General features: G+C 74.1%; 15 protein-coding genes. 11 read left to right on the forward strand and 4 right to left on the reverse strand.

Annotation, left to right across the window (positions count from 1 at the left end):
* The first annotated feature begins 37 nt into the window (after positions 1 to 37).
* The 11 genes from G7063_RS06815 to G7063_RS06865 are packed head-to-tail and all read left to right on the forward strand — an operon-like array spanning position 38 to position 12108.
* Positions 38 to 214 (forward strand): hypothetical protein, encoded by a 177-nt coding sequence (locus tag G7063_RS06815; RefSeq protein ID WP_166413721.1) that lies wholly within the window; start codon positions 38 to 40, stop codon positions 212 to 214.
* A complete protein-coding gene (locus tag G7063_RS06820) occupies positions 211 to 1149 on the forward strand; it encodes a TlyA family RNA methyltransferase (RefSeq protein ID WP_240916220.1) in 939 nt (312 codons plus the stop codon). The genes G7063_RS06815 and G7063_RS06820 overlap by 4 nt, the downstream gene beginning before the upstream one ends.
* 4 nt (positions 1150 to 1153) lie before the next feature.
* Positions 1154 to 2089 (forward strand): NAD kinase, encoded by a 936-nt coding sequence (locus G7063_RS06825; protein WP_166413722.1) that lies wholly within the window; start codon positions 1154 to 1156, stop codon positions 2087 to 2089.
* A gap of 2 nt (positions 2090 to 2091) precedes the next feature.
* The gene (gene recN / locus G7063_RS06830; RefSeq protein WP_206188254.1) at positions 2092 to 3795 is read left to right on the forward strand and encodes a DNA repair protein RecN; all 1704 of its coding nucleotides are present in this window, start codon (positions 2092 to 2094) and stop codon (positions 3793 to 3795) included.
* Between the two features lie 8 nt (positions 3796 to 3803).
* Positions 3804 to 4988: a putative cytokinetic ring protein SteA gene (steA, locus tag G7063_RS06835; protein WP_166413724.1), complete on the forward strand. Its 1185-nt coding sequence runs from the start codon at positions 3804 to 3806 to the stop codon at positions 4986 to 4988.
* A 52-nt stretch (positions 4989 to 5040) separates the two neighbouring features.
* On the forward strand, positions 5041 to 6126 hold the full coding sequence (locus G7063_RS06840) for a copper transporter (protein ID WP_166413725.1): 1086 nt from the start codon (positions 5041 to 5043) through the stop codon (positions 6124 to 6126).
* On the forward strand, positions 6123 to 6980 hold the full coding sequence (locus G7063_RS06845) for a hypothetical protein (protein ID WP_166413726.1): 858 nt from the start codon (positions 6123 to 6125) through the stop codon (positions 6978 to 6980). The genes G7063_RS06840 and G7063_RS06845 overlap by 4 nt, the downstream gene beginning before the upstream one ends.
* Entirely contained in the window at positions 6977 to 8614 is a 1638-nt protein-coding gene (gene murJ / locus G7063_RS06850; RefSeq protein WP_166413727.1) for a murein biosynthesis integral membrane protein MurJ, read from the forward strand. The genes G7063_RS06845 and murJ overlap by 4 nt, the downstream gene beginning before the upstream one ends.
* Entirely contained in the window at positions 8611 to 9729 is a 1119-nt protein-coding gene (locus G7063_RS06855) for a glycosyltransferase family 4 protein (protein WP_166413728.1), read from the forward strand. The genes murJ and G7063_RS06855 overlap by 4 nt, the downstream gene beginning before the upstream one ends.
* A gap of 59 nt (positions 9730 to 9788) precedes the next feature.
* Positions 9789 to 11450 (forward strand): CTP synthase, encoded by a 1662-nt coding sequence (locus G7063_RS06860; RefSeq protein WP_166413729.1) that lies wholly within the window; start codon positions 9789 to 9791, stop codon positions 11448 to 11450.
* A gap of 1 nt (position 11451) precedes the next feature.
* On the forward strand, positions 11452 to 12108 hold the full coding sequence (locus G7063_RS06865; protein WP_166413730.1) for an NUDIX hydrolase: 657 nt from the start codon (positions 11452 to 11454) through the stop codon (positions 12106 to 12108).
* Positions 12109 to 12314: 206 nt separating this feature from the next.
* Here the strand turns inward: G7063_RS06865 and G7063_RS06870 are convergent, their stop codons facing one another.
* The 4 genes from G7063_RS06870 to G7063_RS06885 form a co-directional block, all read right to left on the reverse strand.
* Positions 12315 to 13082: a MerR family transcriptional regulator gene (locus tag G7063_RS06870; protein ID WP_166413731.1), complete on the reverse strand. Its 768-nt coding sequence runs from the start codon at positions 13080 to 13082 to the stop codon at positions 12315 to 12317.
* A gap of 76 nt (positions 13083 to 13158) precedes the next feature.
* Positions 13159 to 14175: a heme A synthase gene (locus G7063_RS06875; protein WP_240916221.1), complete on the reverse strand. Its 1017-nt coding sequence runs from the start codon at positions 14173 to 14175 to the stop codon at positions 13159 to 13161.
* A gap of 100 nt (positions 14176 to 14275) precedes the next feature.
* A complete protein-coding gene (locus G7063_RS06880; protein ID WP_166413732.1) occupies positions 14276 to 15037 on the reverse strand; it encodes an ABC transporter permease in 762 nt (253 codons plus the stop codon).
* A complete protein-coding gene (locus G7063_RS06885; protein WP_166413733.1) occupies positions 15034 to 15966 on the reverse strand; it encodes an ABC transporter ATP-binding protein in 933 nt (310 codons plus the stop codon). The genes G7063_RS06880 and G7063_RS06885 overlap by 4 nt, the downstream gene beginning before the upstream one ends.
* Positions 15967 to 16035: the final 69 nt, after the last annotated feature.

The following is a 16035-nucleotide window of genomic DNA, read 5'->3' on the forward strand; positions in this document are numbered from 1 at the left end:
ACGCGCACCACAGAACCACCGAGAGGACACCGAGGACATGAGCGACGGCCCCACCGGCGACGCGACGGTCGACGCGGCGCTCGCGCCGCTCGCCGACCTCGCCGCGCGCCCCCTCGCCGAGCACCCCGGCGTGCTCGAGGACGTCCACCGCACGCTTCACGACCACCTCGCCGACGAGCCCGACGCGCCCGGCGAGGCGCGCCCCCGACCGTGAGCCTCCCCGTGCCTCCCACCTCGACCGGCGGCGTCCCGACCGACGCCGACGGGGCCCACGAGCGTCTCGACGTCGCGCTCGTCGCGCGGGGCCTGGCCCGCTCCCGCGCCCGCGCCTCCCAGCAGGTCAAGGACGGCCGCGTCCACGTCGACGGCGTCCTCGCGTCGCGGCCCGCGCAGCCCGTCGGTCCCGACGCCACGCTCACGGTCGACGACGCACCTGACGGCGAGCTCGTCTCGCGCGCCGGCGGCAAGCTCGTCGGCGCGCTCGCCGCGCTCGACAGGCTCGCGGCGACAGGAGTCCGCACCCCCGGGCTGCGAGGCCTCGACTGCCTCGACGTCGGTGCGTCGACGGGCGGCTTCACGCACGTCCTGCTCGAGCGCGGTGCGCGCGCGGTCGCCGCGATCGACGTCGGCCACGACCAGCTCGTCCCCGAGCTCCGCCGCGACCCGCGTGTCACCGTCCGTGAGGGACTCAACGCGCGCGAGCTGCGCGCTGAGGACCTGCCGTTCGAGCCCGCTCTCGTCGTCGCTGATCTCTCCTTCATCTCCCTCACCCTCGTCCTGCCCGCCGTCCGCGCCGCGGCCCCGGACGCCGAGCTGCTCCTCATGGTGAAGCCGCAGTTCGAGGTCGGTCGCGCGCGGCTCGGACGTGGCGGCGTCGTCCGCGACCCCGAGCACCACGTGGACGCGGTGCTCGACGTCGTCGCGTGCGGCGCCGAGCACGGGGCGCGACTGCGCGGCGTCGTCGCGTCGGCCGTCCCCGGGCCAGCAGGAAACCGAGAGTTCTTCTGCTGGTTCTCCCCGGACGCGCCGCACGACCCGCACGCGGCACGCACGGACGCGGCGGCCGCGGTGCGCGCCGCGGTGGCAGACTCGTCCGGGGCGACCTTTCGCACGGTCGGCATCCCTTCGCACGACCGAGATGGACGGTGAGCACATGACCCGCACCGCGATCGTCGTCGCCCACGGCGGGCGGCCCGAGGCGCTCGTCGCGCTCCGGGAGACGCTCCACGAGCTGGCGGCGGCGGGCTTCGAGGTCGTGCTGCACGACGACCACGAGCGCCTGCCCGTCCACGGCGACCTCCAGGGCAGCCGGCACGACAGCATCGGCGACGCCGAGATCGTCGTCGTCCTCGGCGGCGACGGCACGATCCTGCGCGCCGCCGAGCTCACGCGCGGCACGGACGTGCCGATCCTCGGGGTTAACCTCGGTCACGTCGGGTTCCTCGCTGAGGCCGAGCGAGAGGACCTGCGCGCAGCCGTCCATCGGATCGGTGCGCGCGACTACGAGGTCGAGGAGCGCGGGATCGTCGAGGTCTCCGTCCGCACCCCCCAGGGCGACGTCCTCACCGGCTGGGCGCTCAACGAGGCGACGGTCGAGAAGGCGGACCGCGAACGCATGATCGAGGTTGTCGTCGAGGTCGACGGACGACCTCTGTCGTCGTTCGGCTGCGACGGTGTCATCGTCGCGACGGCGACAGGGTCGACCGCGCACGCGTTTTCCGGCGGCGGCCCGGTCGTGTGGCCCGACGTCGACGCGATGCTGCTCGTCCCGCTCGCCGCGCACGCGCTCTTCGCGCGCCCGCTCGTCGTCGGGCCCCGCTCCGCGTTCGCGATCGAGGTCGTGCCCGACTCCCAGACGTCGGGCGTCCTCACGCTCGACGGCCGACGCCGCGTCGACGTCGCGCCCGGCTCGCGTATCGAGGTGACGCTCGGGACCGACCGCGTGCGGCTCGCGCGCCTCAGCCACGCGCTCTTCAGCGACCGGCTCGTCAACAAGTTCGACCTTCCGGTCGTCGGCTGGCGAGGCGCAGCGCGCGCCTCGGCCGAGCACCGCAGCACGACCCCCGTCGCACCCGACCAGGAGGCATGAGCGTGCTCGAGGAGATCTCGCTCGAGAACATCGGCGTCATCACGCATGCCCGCATCCCGTTCGCTCCCGGCCTCACGGCGATCACGGGGGAGACGGGCGCGGGCAAGACCATGCTCCTCACGGGGCTCGACCTCCTCATGGGCGGCAAGGCCGACGCCGCGAGGGTCCGCACGGGCACCGAGCGCGCAGCGGCCGAGGGTACCTTCGTGCTGCCCGCCGGATCGGCCGTGCGCGAGCGCGTCGAGGACGCCGGCGGCGAGCTCGACGACGACGGTGCACTCGTCGTGCTGCGCACCGTCGCCGCCGCGGGCCGCTCGAGGGCGCACCTCGGCGGCCGGACCGTCCCGCAGACCGTGCTCGCGGAGATCTCGGGCGAGCTCGTCACCGTCCACGGGCAGGCCGACCAGCTGCGGCTGCGTTCGCCGAGGCGGCAGCGAGAGGCTCTCGACTCCTACCTCGGCCCTGACCACCTCGCGCTCCTCGGCCGCTACCGCGACGCCTGGACGGAGCGTGCCGCGGTGCTCGAGGAGGCCGCGCGCCTCGTCGCCGAGCGCGACGACCGTGCGCGCGAGGCCGAGCTGCTGCGCCTCGGTCTCGCCGAGATCGAACGGGTCGACCCGCGCGCGGGGGAGGACTCTGAGCTCGACGCGCTCGTCGAGCGGCTGAGCAACGTCGAGGAGATCCGCCTGCGCGCGGCCGAGGCGCACGCCGCTCTCGTCGGCGACGAGTCCGGCGAGGACCGGCCCGACGCCGTCGCGCTCGTCGACCACGCGCGCCGGGCGCTCGACCACGCGGGGGAGCACGACGCGGAGCTCGCGGGGCTCGCTGCCCGCATCGCGGAGGCGGGCTACGCGCTCGCCGAGGTCGCCGCCGAGCTCTCCTCCCACCTAGCCGGGCTCGAGGCCGACCCGGCCGCGCTCGAACGCGCCCACGAGCGACGCGCCGAGCTCACGACGCTCACCCGGTCCTACGGCGCCGACGCGGCCGAGGTCCTCGCGTGGGCCTCGCGCGCCGGCCTCCGCCTCCTCGACCTCGAGGGCGGCGACGAGCGGATCGTCGTCCTCGGTACCCGCCGCGACGAGCTCGACGCGCTGCTCGGGGAGCTCGCGGAGACGCTCGGCGCCGCGCGCAGGCGCGGCGCGGAAGACTTCGCGGCGCGCGTCACCGCGGAGCTCGACGGCCTCGCGATGGCCGGTGCCCGGCTCGTCGTCGACGTCGCGACCACCGCGCCCGGGCCGTACGGGGCCGACGACGTGACCATCTCCCTCGTGCCGCACGCCGGAGCCCCCGCGAGCCCGCTCGGCCGCGGCGCGTCGGGCGGCGAGCTCTCGCGCGTCATGCTCGCGGTCGAGGTCGTCCTCGCGGCGAGCCCCGGCGGCGAGACGCCGTCGTTCGTCTTCGACGAGATCGACGCCGGCATCGGTGGACGCGCCGCGCTCGAGGTCGGGGCGCGCCTCGCGCGGCTGGCACGCGACGCGCAGGTCGTCGTCGTCACGCATCTCGCGCAGGTCGCCGCGTACGCCGACCAGCACGTCGTCGTGACGAAGTCGACGGCCGCGGACGGAGATGTCGTCACGCAGTCCGACGTCCGCACCGTGACCGGCGACGACCGTCTCGCCGAGCTCGCACGGATGCTCTCCGGCCAGGACTCGGCGGTGGCGCGCACCCACGCGGCGGAGCTCCTGCGTGCCGCGGTCGTGGGATGATGACCTCGATGAGACTCACCTTCCGCCGGGGAGAGATCCCCGAGCCCACCACCGGCATCCTTGGCCCCGTCCGTGTCGACGCACGGACGAAGGACCTCACCAAGCGCCTCCGCCCCGGCGACGTCGCTGTCATCGACCACCTCGACATCGACCGCGTCGCCGCCGAGGCGCTCGTCGCCGCGCGCCCCGCCGCGGTGCTCAACGCTGCGCGCTCCATCTCGGGGCGCTACCCGAACCTGGGGCCGGAGATCCTCCTCGCCGCGGGCATCCCGCTCGTCGACGACCTCGGCCCGGACATCATGACGATGCCCGAAGGCCGCAAGGTCCGGCTCGACGGCGCGTCGGTGTTCCTCGGCGACGCCTTCGTGGCAGAGGGAGTTCTCCAGGACGAAGAGATCGTCACGACCGCACTCGCCGAGGCGCGCGAGGGCCTCTCCGCACAGCTCGAGTCGTTCGCCGCGAACACGATGGACTACCTGCGCCGCGAGCGGGAGCTCCTGCTCGACGGCGTCGGTGTGCCGGACATCAGCACGACGATCGAGGGCCGCCAGGTGCTCATCGTCGTCCGCGGCTACCACTACCGCGAGGACCTCGCGACGCTGCGCCCCTACGTGCGCGAGTACCGGCCCATCCTCATCGGGGTCGACGGCGGAGCCGACGCGATCCTCGACGAGGGATGGAAGCCCGACCTCATCGTCGGTGACATGGACTCCGTCTCCGACAAGGCGCTCACGTCTGGTGCCGAGATCGTCGTCCACGCCTACCGGGACGGTAAAGCGCCGGGCCTCGAGCGTGTCGAGCGCCTCGGTGTCCACCATGTCGTGTTCCCCGCGACGGGCACGAGCGAGGACGTCGCGATGCTCCTCGCCGACGACAAGGGCGCCGAGGTCATCGTCGCGGTCGGCACGCACGTCACCCTCGTGGAGTTCCTCGACAAGGGGCGCTCGGGCATGGCCTCGACGTTCCTCACCCGGCTGCGCGTCGGCGGCAAGCTCGTCGACGCGAAGGGCGTCTCGCGCCTCTACCGCCAGCGGATCTCGAACCTCCAGCTGACGATGCTCGTCGTCGCCGGTCTCGTCGCCCTCGTCGTCGCGCTGCTCTCGACGGCCGCCGGCCAGACGATCTTCGGGCTCGCAGGCGCCCAGGTCGACGACGTCTGGAGCTGGTTCGTCGGGCTCTTCTCCGGGCCGTGAGCCCCCGCAACTCCGTGACGCCCAGCCCCCTGACCCGAGGACCTCTCCAGCCGTGATCGACTTCCGCTACCACCTCGTCTCGCTCATCTCCGTCTTCCTCGCGCTCGCCGTCGGCATCGTCCTCGGCGCGGGCCCCCTCAAGGAGGCGATCGGCGACCAGCTCACGGGCCAGGTCGAGACGCTGCGCGCCGACAAGGAGAAGCTCCGCGAGAAGCTCCAGGAGACCGAGGGGAACGTGCAGACGCGTGACGCGTTCCTCGCGGCGACCGCGTCGCAGCTCACGGCGGGCACGATCGCGGGCCGCCGTGTCTCGTTCGTCGAGCTCGCCGACACGGACGACGCCGTCGTCGACGCGCTGACGACGTACCTCGTCGCGGCCGGCGCCGAGGTCTCGGGCAGCGTGCGGGTCTCCGACCAGTGGACGAGCGAGGGGCAGGCGCGCTACCGCCAGGCGCTCGTCCCGTCGCTCTCCGACTACCTGCCGGAGACTGCGGGCGGCGGGTCCCACGACGCGGACCTCGCGCGGGCGCTCGTGCTCTCGCTCGTCCAGCTCGCGCACGAGGGTGACGCGTTCTCTGCCGACGCCCTCCAGCTGCAGCGGCTGCTCTCCGCCGGCGACTTCGTCACGTACTCCGAGGACCTCGCGCCCGCCGACATGATCGTCATCCTCGCCCCCGGTGCGCCGGAGGCCGACGTGACGCCGTCGTCACCGAGCACGCAGGACGCGACGACGCTCCTCATCCAGGCGGAGCTGCCGCGCGCCGCGGTCGAGCTTGCCGAAGGGGCTGTCGTCGCGGGCGATCGCACGTCGCCGCTGCTCAAGGCGATCATCGGCGGCGACGACGCGAGCTCCGTGTCGACCGTCGACGACGTCGGCGAGCTCACCGGTCAGATCTCGGTGCCTCTCGCCCTCGCGGCGCGCGCCGCCGGCACCGTCGGCCACTTCGGCACGACTGAGGGCTCGACCGCGGTCGTCCCGACCGTCGTGCGGCTCGCCGAGGTCGACCGCACGGCACGCCGTGCGGCCGCACCCGAGGTGCCCACGACCGACGAGCCGACCGACGGTGCGACGGACGGTGCGACGGATGGCGCGACGGACGGCGCGACCGACGGCGCGACCGACGGGGCCGAGGGATGAGCCTGCGCCGCGCGCTCGGCACCGTTCTCGGAGCCGTCACCGGTGCCGTGAGCACGCGCGTGTCGCGCTCCGTGCTCGACGGTGCGACCGCCGACCTCGACCCCGCGACGTGGGCACGCACGAACTACGCGGGCCGCAAGGTCGACCTCAAGGCTGGCCCCGCGCTCGCCGCAGGACTCGCCGACGCCGCGCTCGCCGCTGGCCTCCTCGCCGGTGCGCCGCGCACCGGCGTCGCGCACGCCGTCGCGACCCTCGGCGCGGGTGCCGTGGGCCTCAACGACGACCTCCGCGAGGCCCCCGAGGACCGCCGCAAGGGACTGCGCGGCCATCTCGGCGCGCTCCGTGAGGGGCGCGTGACGACCGGGGCCGTGAAGATCGCCGGGATCGGCGCGTCCGCGCTCGTCGCCGCGCTCGTCGTCGACGGTGATCGCGGACAGCGGGGCGGCGCACGCCGGTGCGTCGACGTCCTTGTCGACACCGCGCTCGTCGCGGGCTCCGCGAATCTCGTCAACCTGCTCGACCTCCGTCCCGGACGCGCGCTCAAGGCGGGAGCCGCGACGTCGCTCGCACTGTCGCTCGGTGGCCAGGGGCTCGCGGCGGCGCCCGCGCTCGGCCCGATCGCGACCGCGGTGACGGCTGACCTCGAGGAGGACGACATGCTCGGGGACTGCGGCGCCAACGCGCTCGGCGCCCACCTCGGCGTCGCCGCGACAGGCCTGCCGCTGCCCGTGCGAGCCGCGATGCTCGCGGGCGTCGTCGGCCTCACGCTCGCCTCCGAGCGCGTGAGCTTCTCCGCCGTCATCGAACGCACGCCCGTGCTCGCCGCGGTCGACGCCTGGGGCCGACGGCGGTGACAGCCGAGTCGCGCCGACGGCTCGCCGGGAGCCTCGTCGGTGCGGCGGCGCTCATCACGGCAGTCACGGTCCTCTCCCGCGTCCTCGGCTTCGTCCGGTGGGTCGCGCAGGCAGGAACCGTCGGCTACGACGCGGTCGGCACGGCCTATGCGTCCGCCAACACCGTACCCAACGTCCTTTTCGAGATCGTCGCGGGTGGTGCCCTTGCGGGCGCGCTCGTCCCGCTGCTCGCGGTTCCGCTCGCGCGCGGCCTGCGCACCGAAACCGACCGGACCGCGTCGGCCGCGCTCACGTGGGCACTTGCCGCGCTCGCGCCGGTCGCGCTGCTCGTCCTGGTGCTCGCGGACCCCGTCGCGCGTGTCCTCGCGCCCGACGACGCGGCTACCGTCGAGCTCACGGCGACGTTCCTGCGGATCTTCGCCCTGCAGGTGCCGCTGTACGGCGTCGGCGTCGTGCTCTCGGGCGTCCTCCAGGCGCAGAAGCGGTTCTTCTGGCCCGCATTCGCGCCCGTCCTCTCGACGCTCGTGGTGCTCGGCGCGTACGGGCTGTTCGCTCTCACCGCCGAAGGCCACCAGGGCGACCCGTCGGCGCTTCCGGACGCCGCCGTCGCGTGGCTCGCCTGGGGGACGACCGCCGGTGTCGCAGCGATGAGCTTCCCGCTGCTCGTGCCGGTGCTGCGCTCGGGGGTCCGCCTGCGGCCGACGTTCTCGTTCCCGGAGGGCGTCGCCGCACGAGCACGCAGGCTCGCGGGCGCGGGGGTCACGGCGCTGCTCGCTCAGCAGCTCGCGGTCGTCGTCACGCTGAGGCTCGCCGGCACGTACGGCGGCACGGGCACGTGGCCCGTCTTCCAGTACACGCAGGCCGTCTACCTGCTGCCCTACGCGGTGCTTGCGGTGCCGCTCGCGACGAGCGTCTTCCCGCGACTCGCTGAACGTGCAGGGGACCGCGACAGCCATGGGTTCTCGGTGCTCGCCGCGCGCACGACGCGCGCCGTCGCGACGCTCGCGGGACTCGGCGCCGTCGCCCTCGTCGCCGCGGCGCCCGCGGTCGCCGTCGCGTTCGGCCGCGTGGGCCACGGCCAGGATGCCGTCGTCGCCGCCATGGGGCCTGCTCTCACGGCCATGGCGCCCGGCCTCGTCGGATTCTCCGTGCTCTACCACGCGACACGTGCGCTCTACGCGCTCGAGCGCTCGCGCTCGGCGATGCTGGCCGGCTCGCTCGCGTGGGGTGTCACGGCAGTCGTGTCCTTCGTCCTCGTCGTCACGACGACCGACGGCGCGGCCGACGCCCCCGGAACGCTGCTCGCGCTCGGGGCCGGCAACGCCGTGGGCATGACCGCGGGCGGCCTCGTCGCGCTCGTCGCGCTGCGGCGCGACCTCGGCGCCGAGGTGCTCTCGGGCGTCCTGCGCACGGTCGGAGCCATCGCCGTCGGCGGGGCCGTCGCGTCGTGGGTCGGCCGAGCCGTCACTGACGCGGTCGTCGGTGCGGACGCGTCGCTCACCGCAGCGATCAGCGGGGGCGCGGCGGGTGGCCTCGTCGCGGTCGTCGTCCTCGCGCTCGTCCTGGCCGTCGCCGACCTGCGCACGCTGCGCGCCGTGCTCGCACGGCTCAGCCGTGGCAGGGTGGCGTCATGACCTCGGCGGGCGACCTCGACGTGCGTGGCACTCGCGTGCTGCTCGTGCTCGGCACGAGTGCGGGCGGCGTCGTGCGGCACGTCGCGCAGATCGGAGAGGAGCTCGCGTCCGCGGGCGCGCTCGTCCGGGTCGCGGGCCCCGCGTCGGTCTCGGGCTCGCTCGGTGACCTGCCGTGGACGGAGGTGCCGATCGCTGCGCGGCCCGGGCCCGGAGACCTTCCGGCGATAGTCCGGCTGCGCGGAGTTCTCGGCGGCGCTGACGTCGTCCACGCGCACGGGCTGCGCGCGGGCGCGTTCGCGGTGATCGCCGCGCGGACCCGTCGGCGGCGACCGCGCGTCGTCGTGACGCTCCACAACCTTCCCGTCGGTGGCAGGGCCGTCCGCGGGATCTCGGAGGTGCTCGAGCGTGTCGTCGCGCGTGGCGCCGACGCGGTCCTCGGCGTCTCGGGCGACCTCGTCGAGCGTTCCCGGGCGCGAGGTGCGCGCAGCGCCGCGCGGGCGCTCGTCCCGGCGCCGACGACGCGCGTCGTCGCGGCGGACCGCGCGGGCGTGCGGACGGCGCTCGGGCTCGCGCCCGAGGCTGCGCTCGTCCTCACGGTGGCCCGTCTCGCCCCGCAGAAGGGCCTCGGGACTCTTCTCGAGGCCGCGGGCGTGCTCGCAGGGCTCGCCGAGGGTCGGGACGTCACGTGGTGCGTCGCAGGCGGCGGCCCGCTGCTCGACGGGCTGCGCGCCGACGCTGCGCGCCTCGACGCTCCGGTGAGGTTCCTCGGCCCGCGGGACGACGTCCCCTCGCTGCTCACGGCCGCCGACGTCGTCGTCTCGACCGCCGTGTGGGAGGGGCAGCCGATCGCCGTGCAGGAGGCGCTGCGTGCGGGCTGCGCGCTCGTCGTCACCGATGCCGGGGGGACCCGCGAGGTCGTCGGCGACGCCGCCGTCCTCGTCCCCGTCGATGACCCCACCGCGATCGCGACCGAGGTCGCCGCGGTGCTCAGCGACCCGCTCCGGGCCGCTGACCTGCGACGGGACGCGCTTGCGCGCGCCGCGTCGCTTCCGACGCCGGCCGCCGTGCTCGGTCAGCTCAGCCAGGTCTACGCGGGTCATCACCTCCGCGTGTGACATCGTTCGCACCGCGCGCCGTCCCCGGATGCGCCAGGTAGTTGTTAGAGTGGAGTTCCGTGGCAGAGCATGCGAACCGACTCTCCGGGCGGTCGGAATCTACGACCCGGCACATCTTCGTCACGGGAGGCGTCGCCTCCTCACTCGGCAAGGGGCTGACCGCCTCGAGCCTCGGTCGCCTGCTCCGTGCACGCGGTCTCCGGGTCACGATGCAGAAGCTCGACCCGTACCTCAACGTCGACCCGGGAACGATGAACCCGTTCCAGCACGGTGAGGTCTTCGTCACCGAGGACGGTGCCGAGACCGATCTCGACATCGGTCACTACGAGCGGTTCCTCGACGTCCCGCTCTCGGGCAAGGCGAACGTCACGACCGGCCAGGTCTACTCGAACGTCATCGCCAAGGAGCGCCGCGGCGAGTTCCTCGGCGACACCGTCCAGGTCATCCCGCACATCACCGACGAGATCAAGTCGCGCATGCGTGCGCAGGCGAGCGACGACGTCGACGTCATCATCACCGAGATCGGCGGCACCGTCGGCGACATCGAGTCGCAGCCGTTCCTCGAGGCCGCACGCCAGGTGCGCCACGAGCTCGGCCGTGACCTCGTCTTCTTCCTCCACGTCTCGCTCGTGCCGTACATCGGCCCGTCGGGGGAGCTCAAGACGAAGCCGACGCAGCACTCCGTCGCCGCGCTGCGCTCGATCGGCATCCAGCCCGACGCGCTCGTCCTGCGTGCCGACCGCGAGCTGCCCGACTCGATCAAGCGCAAGATCGCTCTCATGTGCGACGTCGACAACGAGGCCGTCGTCACGGCCGCGGACGCGCCGAGCATCTACGCGATCCCGCGCGTCCTGCACTCCGAGGGCCTCGACGCGTACGTCGTGCGCCGCCTCGGCGTGCCGTTCCACGACGTCGAGTGGGCCGAGTGGGACACGCTCCTCACGCGCGTCAACCAGCCGACCCACCAGGTCGAGGTCGCGCTCGTCGGCAAGTACATCGACCTGCCCGACGCGTACCTCTCCGTGACCGAGGCGCTCCGCGCCGGTGGCTTCGCCAACGACGCCAAGGTGACGATCCGCTGGGTCGCGTCCGACGAGTGCCAGACGCCGCAGGGTGCGCAGGAGGCGCTCGAGGGCGCCGACGCGATCCTCGTCCCCGGCGGGTTCGGCGTGCGCGGCATCGAGGGCAAGATCGGCGCGCTGCGCTGGGCCCGTGAGAACAAGGTCCCGACGCTCGGCATCTGCCTCGGCCTCCAGGCCATGGTCATGGAGTACGCGCGCAGCGTCCTCGGCCTCGAGGGCGCGTCGTCCTCGGAGTTCGACGTCGACACGCTGCACCCCGTCGTCGCGACGATGGAGGAGCAGCAGGCGTTCGTCGACGGCGCGGGCGACCTCGGCGGCACGATGCGCCTCGGCGCGTACGACGCGGTCCTCGCCGAGGGCTCGGTCGTCGCGGGTGTCTACGGCGCGACGGAGGTCTCCGAGCGTCACCGCCACCGCTACGAGGTCAACAACGCCTACCGCGAGCAGATCGCTGCGGCCGGCCTCGTCTTCTCGGGCACGTCGCCCGACGGCGGTCTCGTCGAGTTCGTCGAGCTCCCCGCCGACGTCCACCCGTACTACGTCTCGACGCAGGCTCACCCCGAGTTCAAGTCGCGCCCGACGAAGGCGCACCCGCTGTTCTCGGGCCTCGTCGCTGCCGCGATCGCGGCGCAGGACTGACGTGGACGACCCGCTGTTCGACCGGCTTGCTCCCCGTCCCACGACGGGGAGCAAGCCGGTGCACCGCGGATACGTGTGGGACGTCGTGGCCGACGATGTCGACCTGGGCGACGGCGTCGTCGTCACGCGCGAGGTCATCGACCACCCTGGGGCGGTCGCTGTCGTCGCGCTCGACGACGAGGGTCGCGTCCTGCTGCTCAAGCAGTACCGGCACCCGGTGCGCTCGGAGCTCTGGGAGCCGCCCGCGGGGCTGCTCGACGTCGCGGGCGAGGACGCATGTCTCGCCGCGCAGCGCGAGCTCCTCGAGGAGGCCGACCTGCGCGCCGCGCGCTGGGACGTGCTCGTCGACTACTACACGACCCCGGGCGGCTCGAACGAGGCGCTGCGGGTGTTCCTCGCGCGCGAGCTCTCGGTTGTGCCCGAGGCCGAGCGGCACGTCCGCGAGGACGAGGAGCGCGACATGGTGCCCGTGTGGCTGCCCGTCGAGGAAGCCGTCGACGGGGTGCTCGCGGGACGGCTGCACAACCCGTCGACGGTCGTCGGAGTGCTTGCGCTCCACGCGGCTCTCGCCGCGGACCTCGCGACGCTGAGGCCGTCCGACGCGCCGTGGCCGCAGCGGCGTCCCGGTCCGCCGCCGGGCACTCGCTCGATCGGCTGACACCGTCCTCTGACAAGGCTGCTCTGACACCTCGACGAGCCCGGACCCGCATGCGGGTCCGGGCTCGTCGTCCGTGCAGGGTTGCTTGCGCCTGCGCACCACCGGGAGGTGCGTGGGCGCAACCGTCCGGTCCGCGCTCGACGGTGCGGCCGGATGGTGGCGTCCAGGCACCCCGGCGGGGTGCCTGGACGCGATGAGCCGTTCGCTCAGTCCTCGTCGAAGGCCGCGTGCTCCGCGTACGCGAGCAGCACGTCGCGCACGTAGGCCGCGCCGTCGGTCCCGCCGTACGCGGCCGCGAAGCGCTCGTCCGCGACATACATCTCCGCGAGCCCCGTGAAGTACCCGCGGCTCACCCGCGGTGCGGCCGGGCGCAGCCACGCGTGGTGGCGGGCCGCGACCTCGGCTGCCTCGGCGTCGGCGGGGGACACCCCGCGCGTCGCGAGGTCGGCGAACGCGTCCGCGATCGCGCGCTGCTCGGCCTGGAAGCCGGCCCGGCCCTCGTCGCCGAGGTCACGCCACCAGCGGTCCGAGCTTTCCCACGCGTCACGGCCCCAGCGGGCCGTCACCTCCTCGGCATGGACCGTGTGGTCGAAGCCGTCGAACATCTCCTCGGGCACGAGGTGCCCTCCTTCCTGTCGTCCTGCGATCGTGTGCCGCACCGCCGCGATCCGTCGCTCGAGGCGGCCGCGCTCGGCGACGAGCTCGGCGAGGTGCCGCTCGAGCGCGGCAGCCTCGTCGGTGTGCCCGTCGAGCGCGTCGGCGATCGCCGCGAGGCCGAGGCCCAGGTCCCTCAGCAGCAGGATGCGCTGCAGGCGGACGAGGGCGTCGGCGTCGTAGAAGCGGTAGCCGTTCGCTCCGGTGCGTGACGGCGGCAGAAGGCCGATCGCGTCGTAGTGCCGCAAGGTGCGGCTCGTCGTGCCCGTGAGTCGTGTGAGCTCGTGGAGCGACCACTCGGTCGCAGACGTCGTGCGCATGTTGCCTCCTTCGTCGTCGTCCACCATGCAACAGGTTGACGTCGCGTCAGAGTCAAGTGCTCGGCTCGAGGAGCTCTCAGGCGATGTCGGCGACGAGCGGCGATGTGGGCGCGAGCGCAGGACGCACGCGCGAGGAGAGCACGAGGCGCACGACGACGGCCGTCGTGAGGGCCGCGCCGAGCATGTGGAGCAGCACGAGCACGATCGGCAGACCCGCGAAGTACTGCACATAGCCGATGACGGCCTGGAGCGTGACGACACCCGCGACCTCGCGCAGCGCGTGCAGCGGACGGACCAGCTCGAGCCGGTCCTCGGCCGGGACCCGACGGACGGCCCGCAGGACGACGACGGCGAACGCCACGACGACCGCGATGTACAGCCACACGCTCATCCCGTGGAGCTTCGCCGCGTGCGCGGGGTCGAGCGCGAAGCGATAGCCGACCTCCTCGTCGCCCGAGTGGGGGCCCGCACCCGTTGTCAGGACGCCGAGCACGAGCATCGGCACCGCGAGGATGCCCGAGGCGAGCGCGAGCGCCCGCCCCGGCGCCGGCACGACGACGCGCCCGGGCGCGTCGCCCTCGCCCGCGCGCACGAGCAGGTACGTCGAGACCGCGACGAGGACGAGGGAGAGGAACATGTGGGAGCCGACGATCGCCGGGTGCAGGTCGACGAGCACCGTGATGCCGCCGACGACGGCCTGGACCGCGACGAGGACGATCGGCGCGAAGCCGAGCACGCGCAGCACCTTGGCGCGGTCGCGCATACGCCACAGCGCGACGGCCACGAGGACCGCCGTGATCGACACGACGCCCGTGAGCGTGCGGTTGCCGAACTCGATGGCCGAGTGGAACGCCGTCTCCGGGTGGTAGACGGGGACGAAGCTCCCCGGCTCGCACTGCGGCCACGTCGAGCAGCCGAGCCCCGACCCCGTGAGTCGCACGAGCCCGCCCGTGACGATGATGCCGATCTGCGCGGCGAGGTTCGCGACGAGGATGCCGCGGCGATGGCCGTCGACCCACGCGAGGAACCGCTGCAGGAGCGTCGGGCGCCTGGTGGGCGCGGTGGGGCTGGCGGTCGTCGAGGGCGTCGTCACGGCCCCTACGCTATGCCCGCGCGCCCGCGCGAGGCCACCTGCGCCGCGCCCGCGTGGGACATGTCACGGGAGGGCGTCGTGCCGGGGACACCGGTGCTGGTCAGGACCAGCGGAACGTGCGGTTCGTCGCCCACGTGAGCAGGCCCGTCCAGCCGAGAAGGGTGACGATGTCGCGCCATGCGACGCCGTCGCCGAACGCTCCGCGCAGGGCCTCGCCGAGCGCGCCCGACGGGAGCAGACGCGCGATCTCACCGCCGACGCCCGGCAGCCAGTCCGTCGGGACGAGCACACCGCCGACGAGCGTGAGGGCGATGAGCAGGATGTTCGCGAGTGCGAGCACGGCCTCGAAGCGGAGCGTGCCCGCGACGAGCATCGCGAGGGCCGTGAACACCGCCGTGCCGAGCACGCCGACGCCCGCCGCGACGAGCACCTCGAGGGGCGCGGGGCGCCAGCCGAGGCCGACGGCGACGCCGCCGAGGACGACGGCCTGGACGGCCTGGAGGACGAGCACCGCGCAGACCTTGCCGCCGAGCAGGCCGACGCGCCCGAGGGGGGTCGTCGCGAGGAGGCGCAGCACGCCGCCACGCCGGTCGAAGGACGTCGCGATGGCCGGCGACGTGAAGGCCGCGGCCATGACTCCCATCGCGAGGACGCCCGGGGCGACGAGGTCGACGCGCGGCCCGTCCGCGCGGGCGAGGTCGACGACGTCGAACGCTGCGAGGGCGACGAGCGCGACGAGCGGCATGAGGATCGTCACCATGATCTGCTCGCCGTTGCGGAAGATCGACGCGAGCTCGAACGCGGTCTGCGCGCGGAGCCGGTCGAGGACGGGTGCGGCGCCAGGGTGCGCGGGGGCGGTCATCGCATGGTCCGTCCGGTGAGGTCGAGGAAGAAGTCCTCGAGCGAGCGGCTGCCGAGGTCGAGGCGCGTGACGAGCACGTCCTCCGTCGCGCAGAGCGCGAGGACGGCCGCGAGGGCGGTCGGGTCGACGGGCCCATGGACGCGCAGGGACGTCGCGTCGGGGGAGTCGACCGTCCAGCCGTCGCCGAGGTGCGCGCGCAGGCGCGCGGCCGTCCCGTGCGGCAGGGGAGCGGCCGTCGTGAGCGAGGCGACCTGGTCGGAACCGGTCGACGTGAGCTCGGCCGGGGAGCCCTGGGCGATGACGCGGCCGTGGTCGACGACGACGACGTCGTCGGCGAGCTCCGCGGCCTCGTCCATGAGGTGCGTCGTGAGGATGACCGAGGTGCCCTGCGCGCGCAGCGACCGCACGAGCTCCCACACGGCGAGCCGGCTCTGCGGGTCCATGCCCGCGCTCGGCTCGTCGAGGAAGACGACCTCGGGACGTCCGACGAGCGCGCACGCCATCGCGAGGCGCTGGCGCTGGCCGCCCGAGAGGCGTCGGACCGTCGTCCGGGCGAAGGTGGCGAGGCCGAGGCGCTCCGTGAGGTCGGCGACGGGCCACGGGTCGCGGTACATGCGGGCGACGTGCGCGAGGACCTCCGCGGCGCGCTTCTGCGCGGGGAGGCCCGAGTCCTGGAGCATGACGCCGACGCGGGGGCGCAGCGCGACCGCGTCGGTGCGCGGGTCGAGGCCGAGGACCCGCACCGAGCCCGCGTCCGGTGTGCGCAGGCCCTCGCAGCACTCGATCGTCGTCGTCTTGCCGGCGCCGTTGGGGCCGAGGACGGCGGTCACGGCGCCGCGCGCGGCGCGCAGCGTGAGCTGGTCGACGACGGCGGTGCCGCCGTAGCGCTTGACGAGGCCGGTCACCTCGACGACGGGATCTGCTGTCACGGTCGGCAAGTCTAGGGGGCTGGTCGCCACCTGTGCTCGGGCGGGGCGCCCCCGGACGACACGCCGAGC

Origin of the sequence: Sanguibacter sp. HDW7 (genome assembly GCF_011300875.1) — a bacterium.
In the GTDB taxonomy this organism is placed as follows: Bacteria; Actinomycetota; Actinomycetes; order Actinomycetales; family Cellulomonadaceae; genus Flavimobilis.

Coding starts and splice junctions, on each gene's coding strand:
- G7063_RS06815 (WP_166413721.1), top strand. CDS start 38: ATGAGCGACGGCCCCACCGGCGACGCGACGGTCGACGCGGCGCTCGCG.
- G7063_RS06825 (WP_166413722.1), top strand. CDS start 1,154: ATGACCCGCACCGCGATCGTCGTCGCCCACGGCGGGCGGCCCGAGGCG.
- steA (WP_166413724.1), top strand. CDS start 3,804: ATGAGACTCACCTTCCGCCGGGGAGAGATCCCCGAGCCCACCACCGGC.
- G7063_RS06845 (WP_166413726.1), top strand. CDS start 6,123: ATGAGCCTGCGCCGCGCGCTCGGCACCGTTCTCGGAGCCGTCACCGGT.
- G7063_RS06855 (WP_166413728.1), top strand. CDS start 8,611: ATGACCTCGGCGGGCGACCTCGACGTGCGTGGCACTCGCGTGCTGCTC.
- G7063_RS06870 (WP_166413731.1), bottom strand. CDS start 13,082: ATGCGCACGACGTCTGCGACCGAGTGGTCGCTCCACGAGCTCACACGA.
- G7063_RS06880 (WP_166413732.1), bottom strand. CDS start 15,037: ATGACCGCCCCCGCGCACCCTGGCGCCGCACCCGTCCTCGACCGGCTC.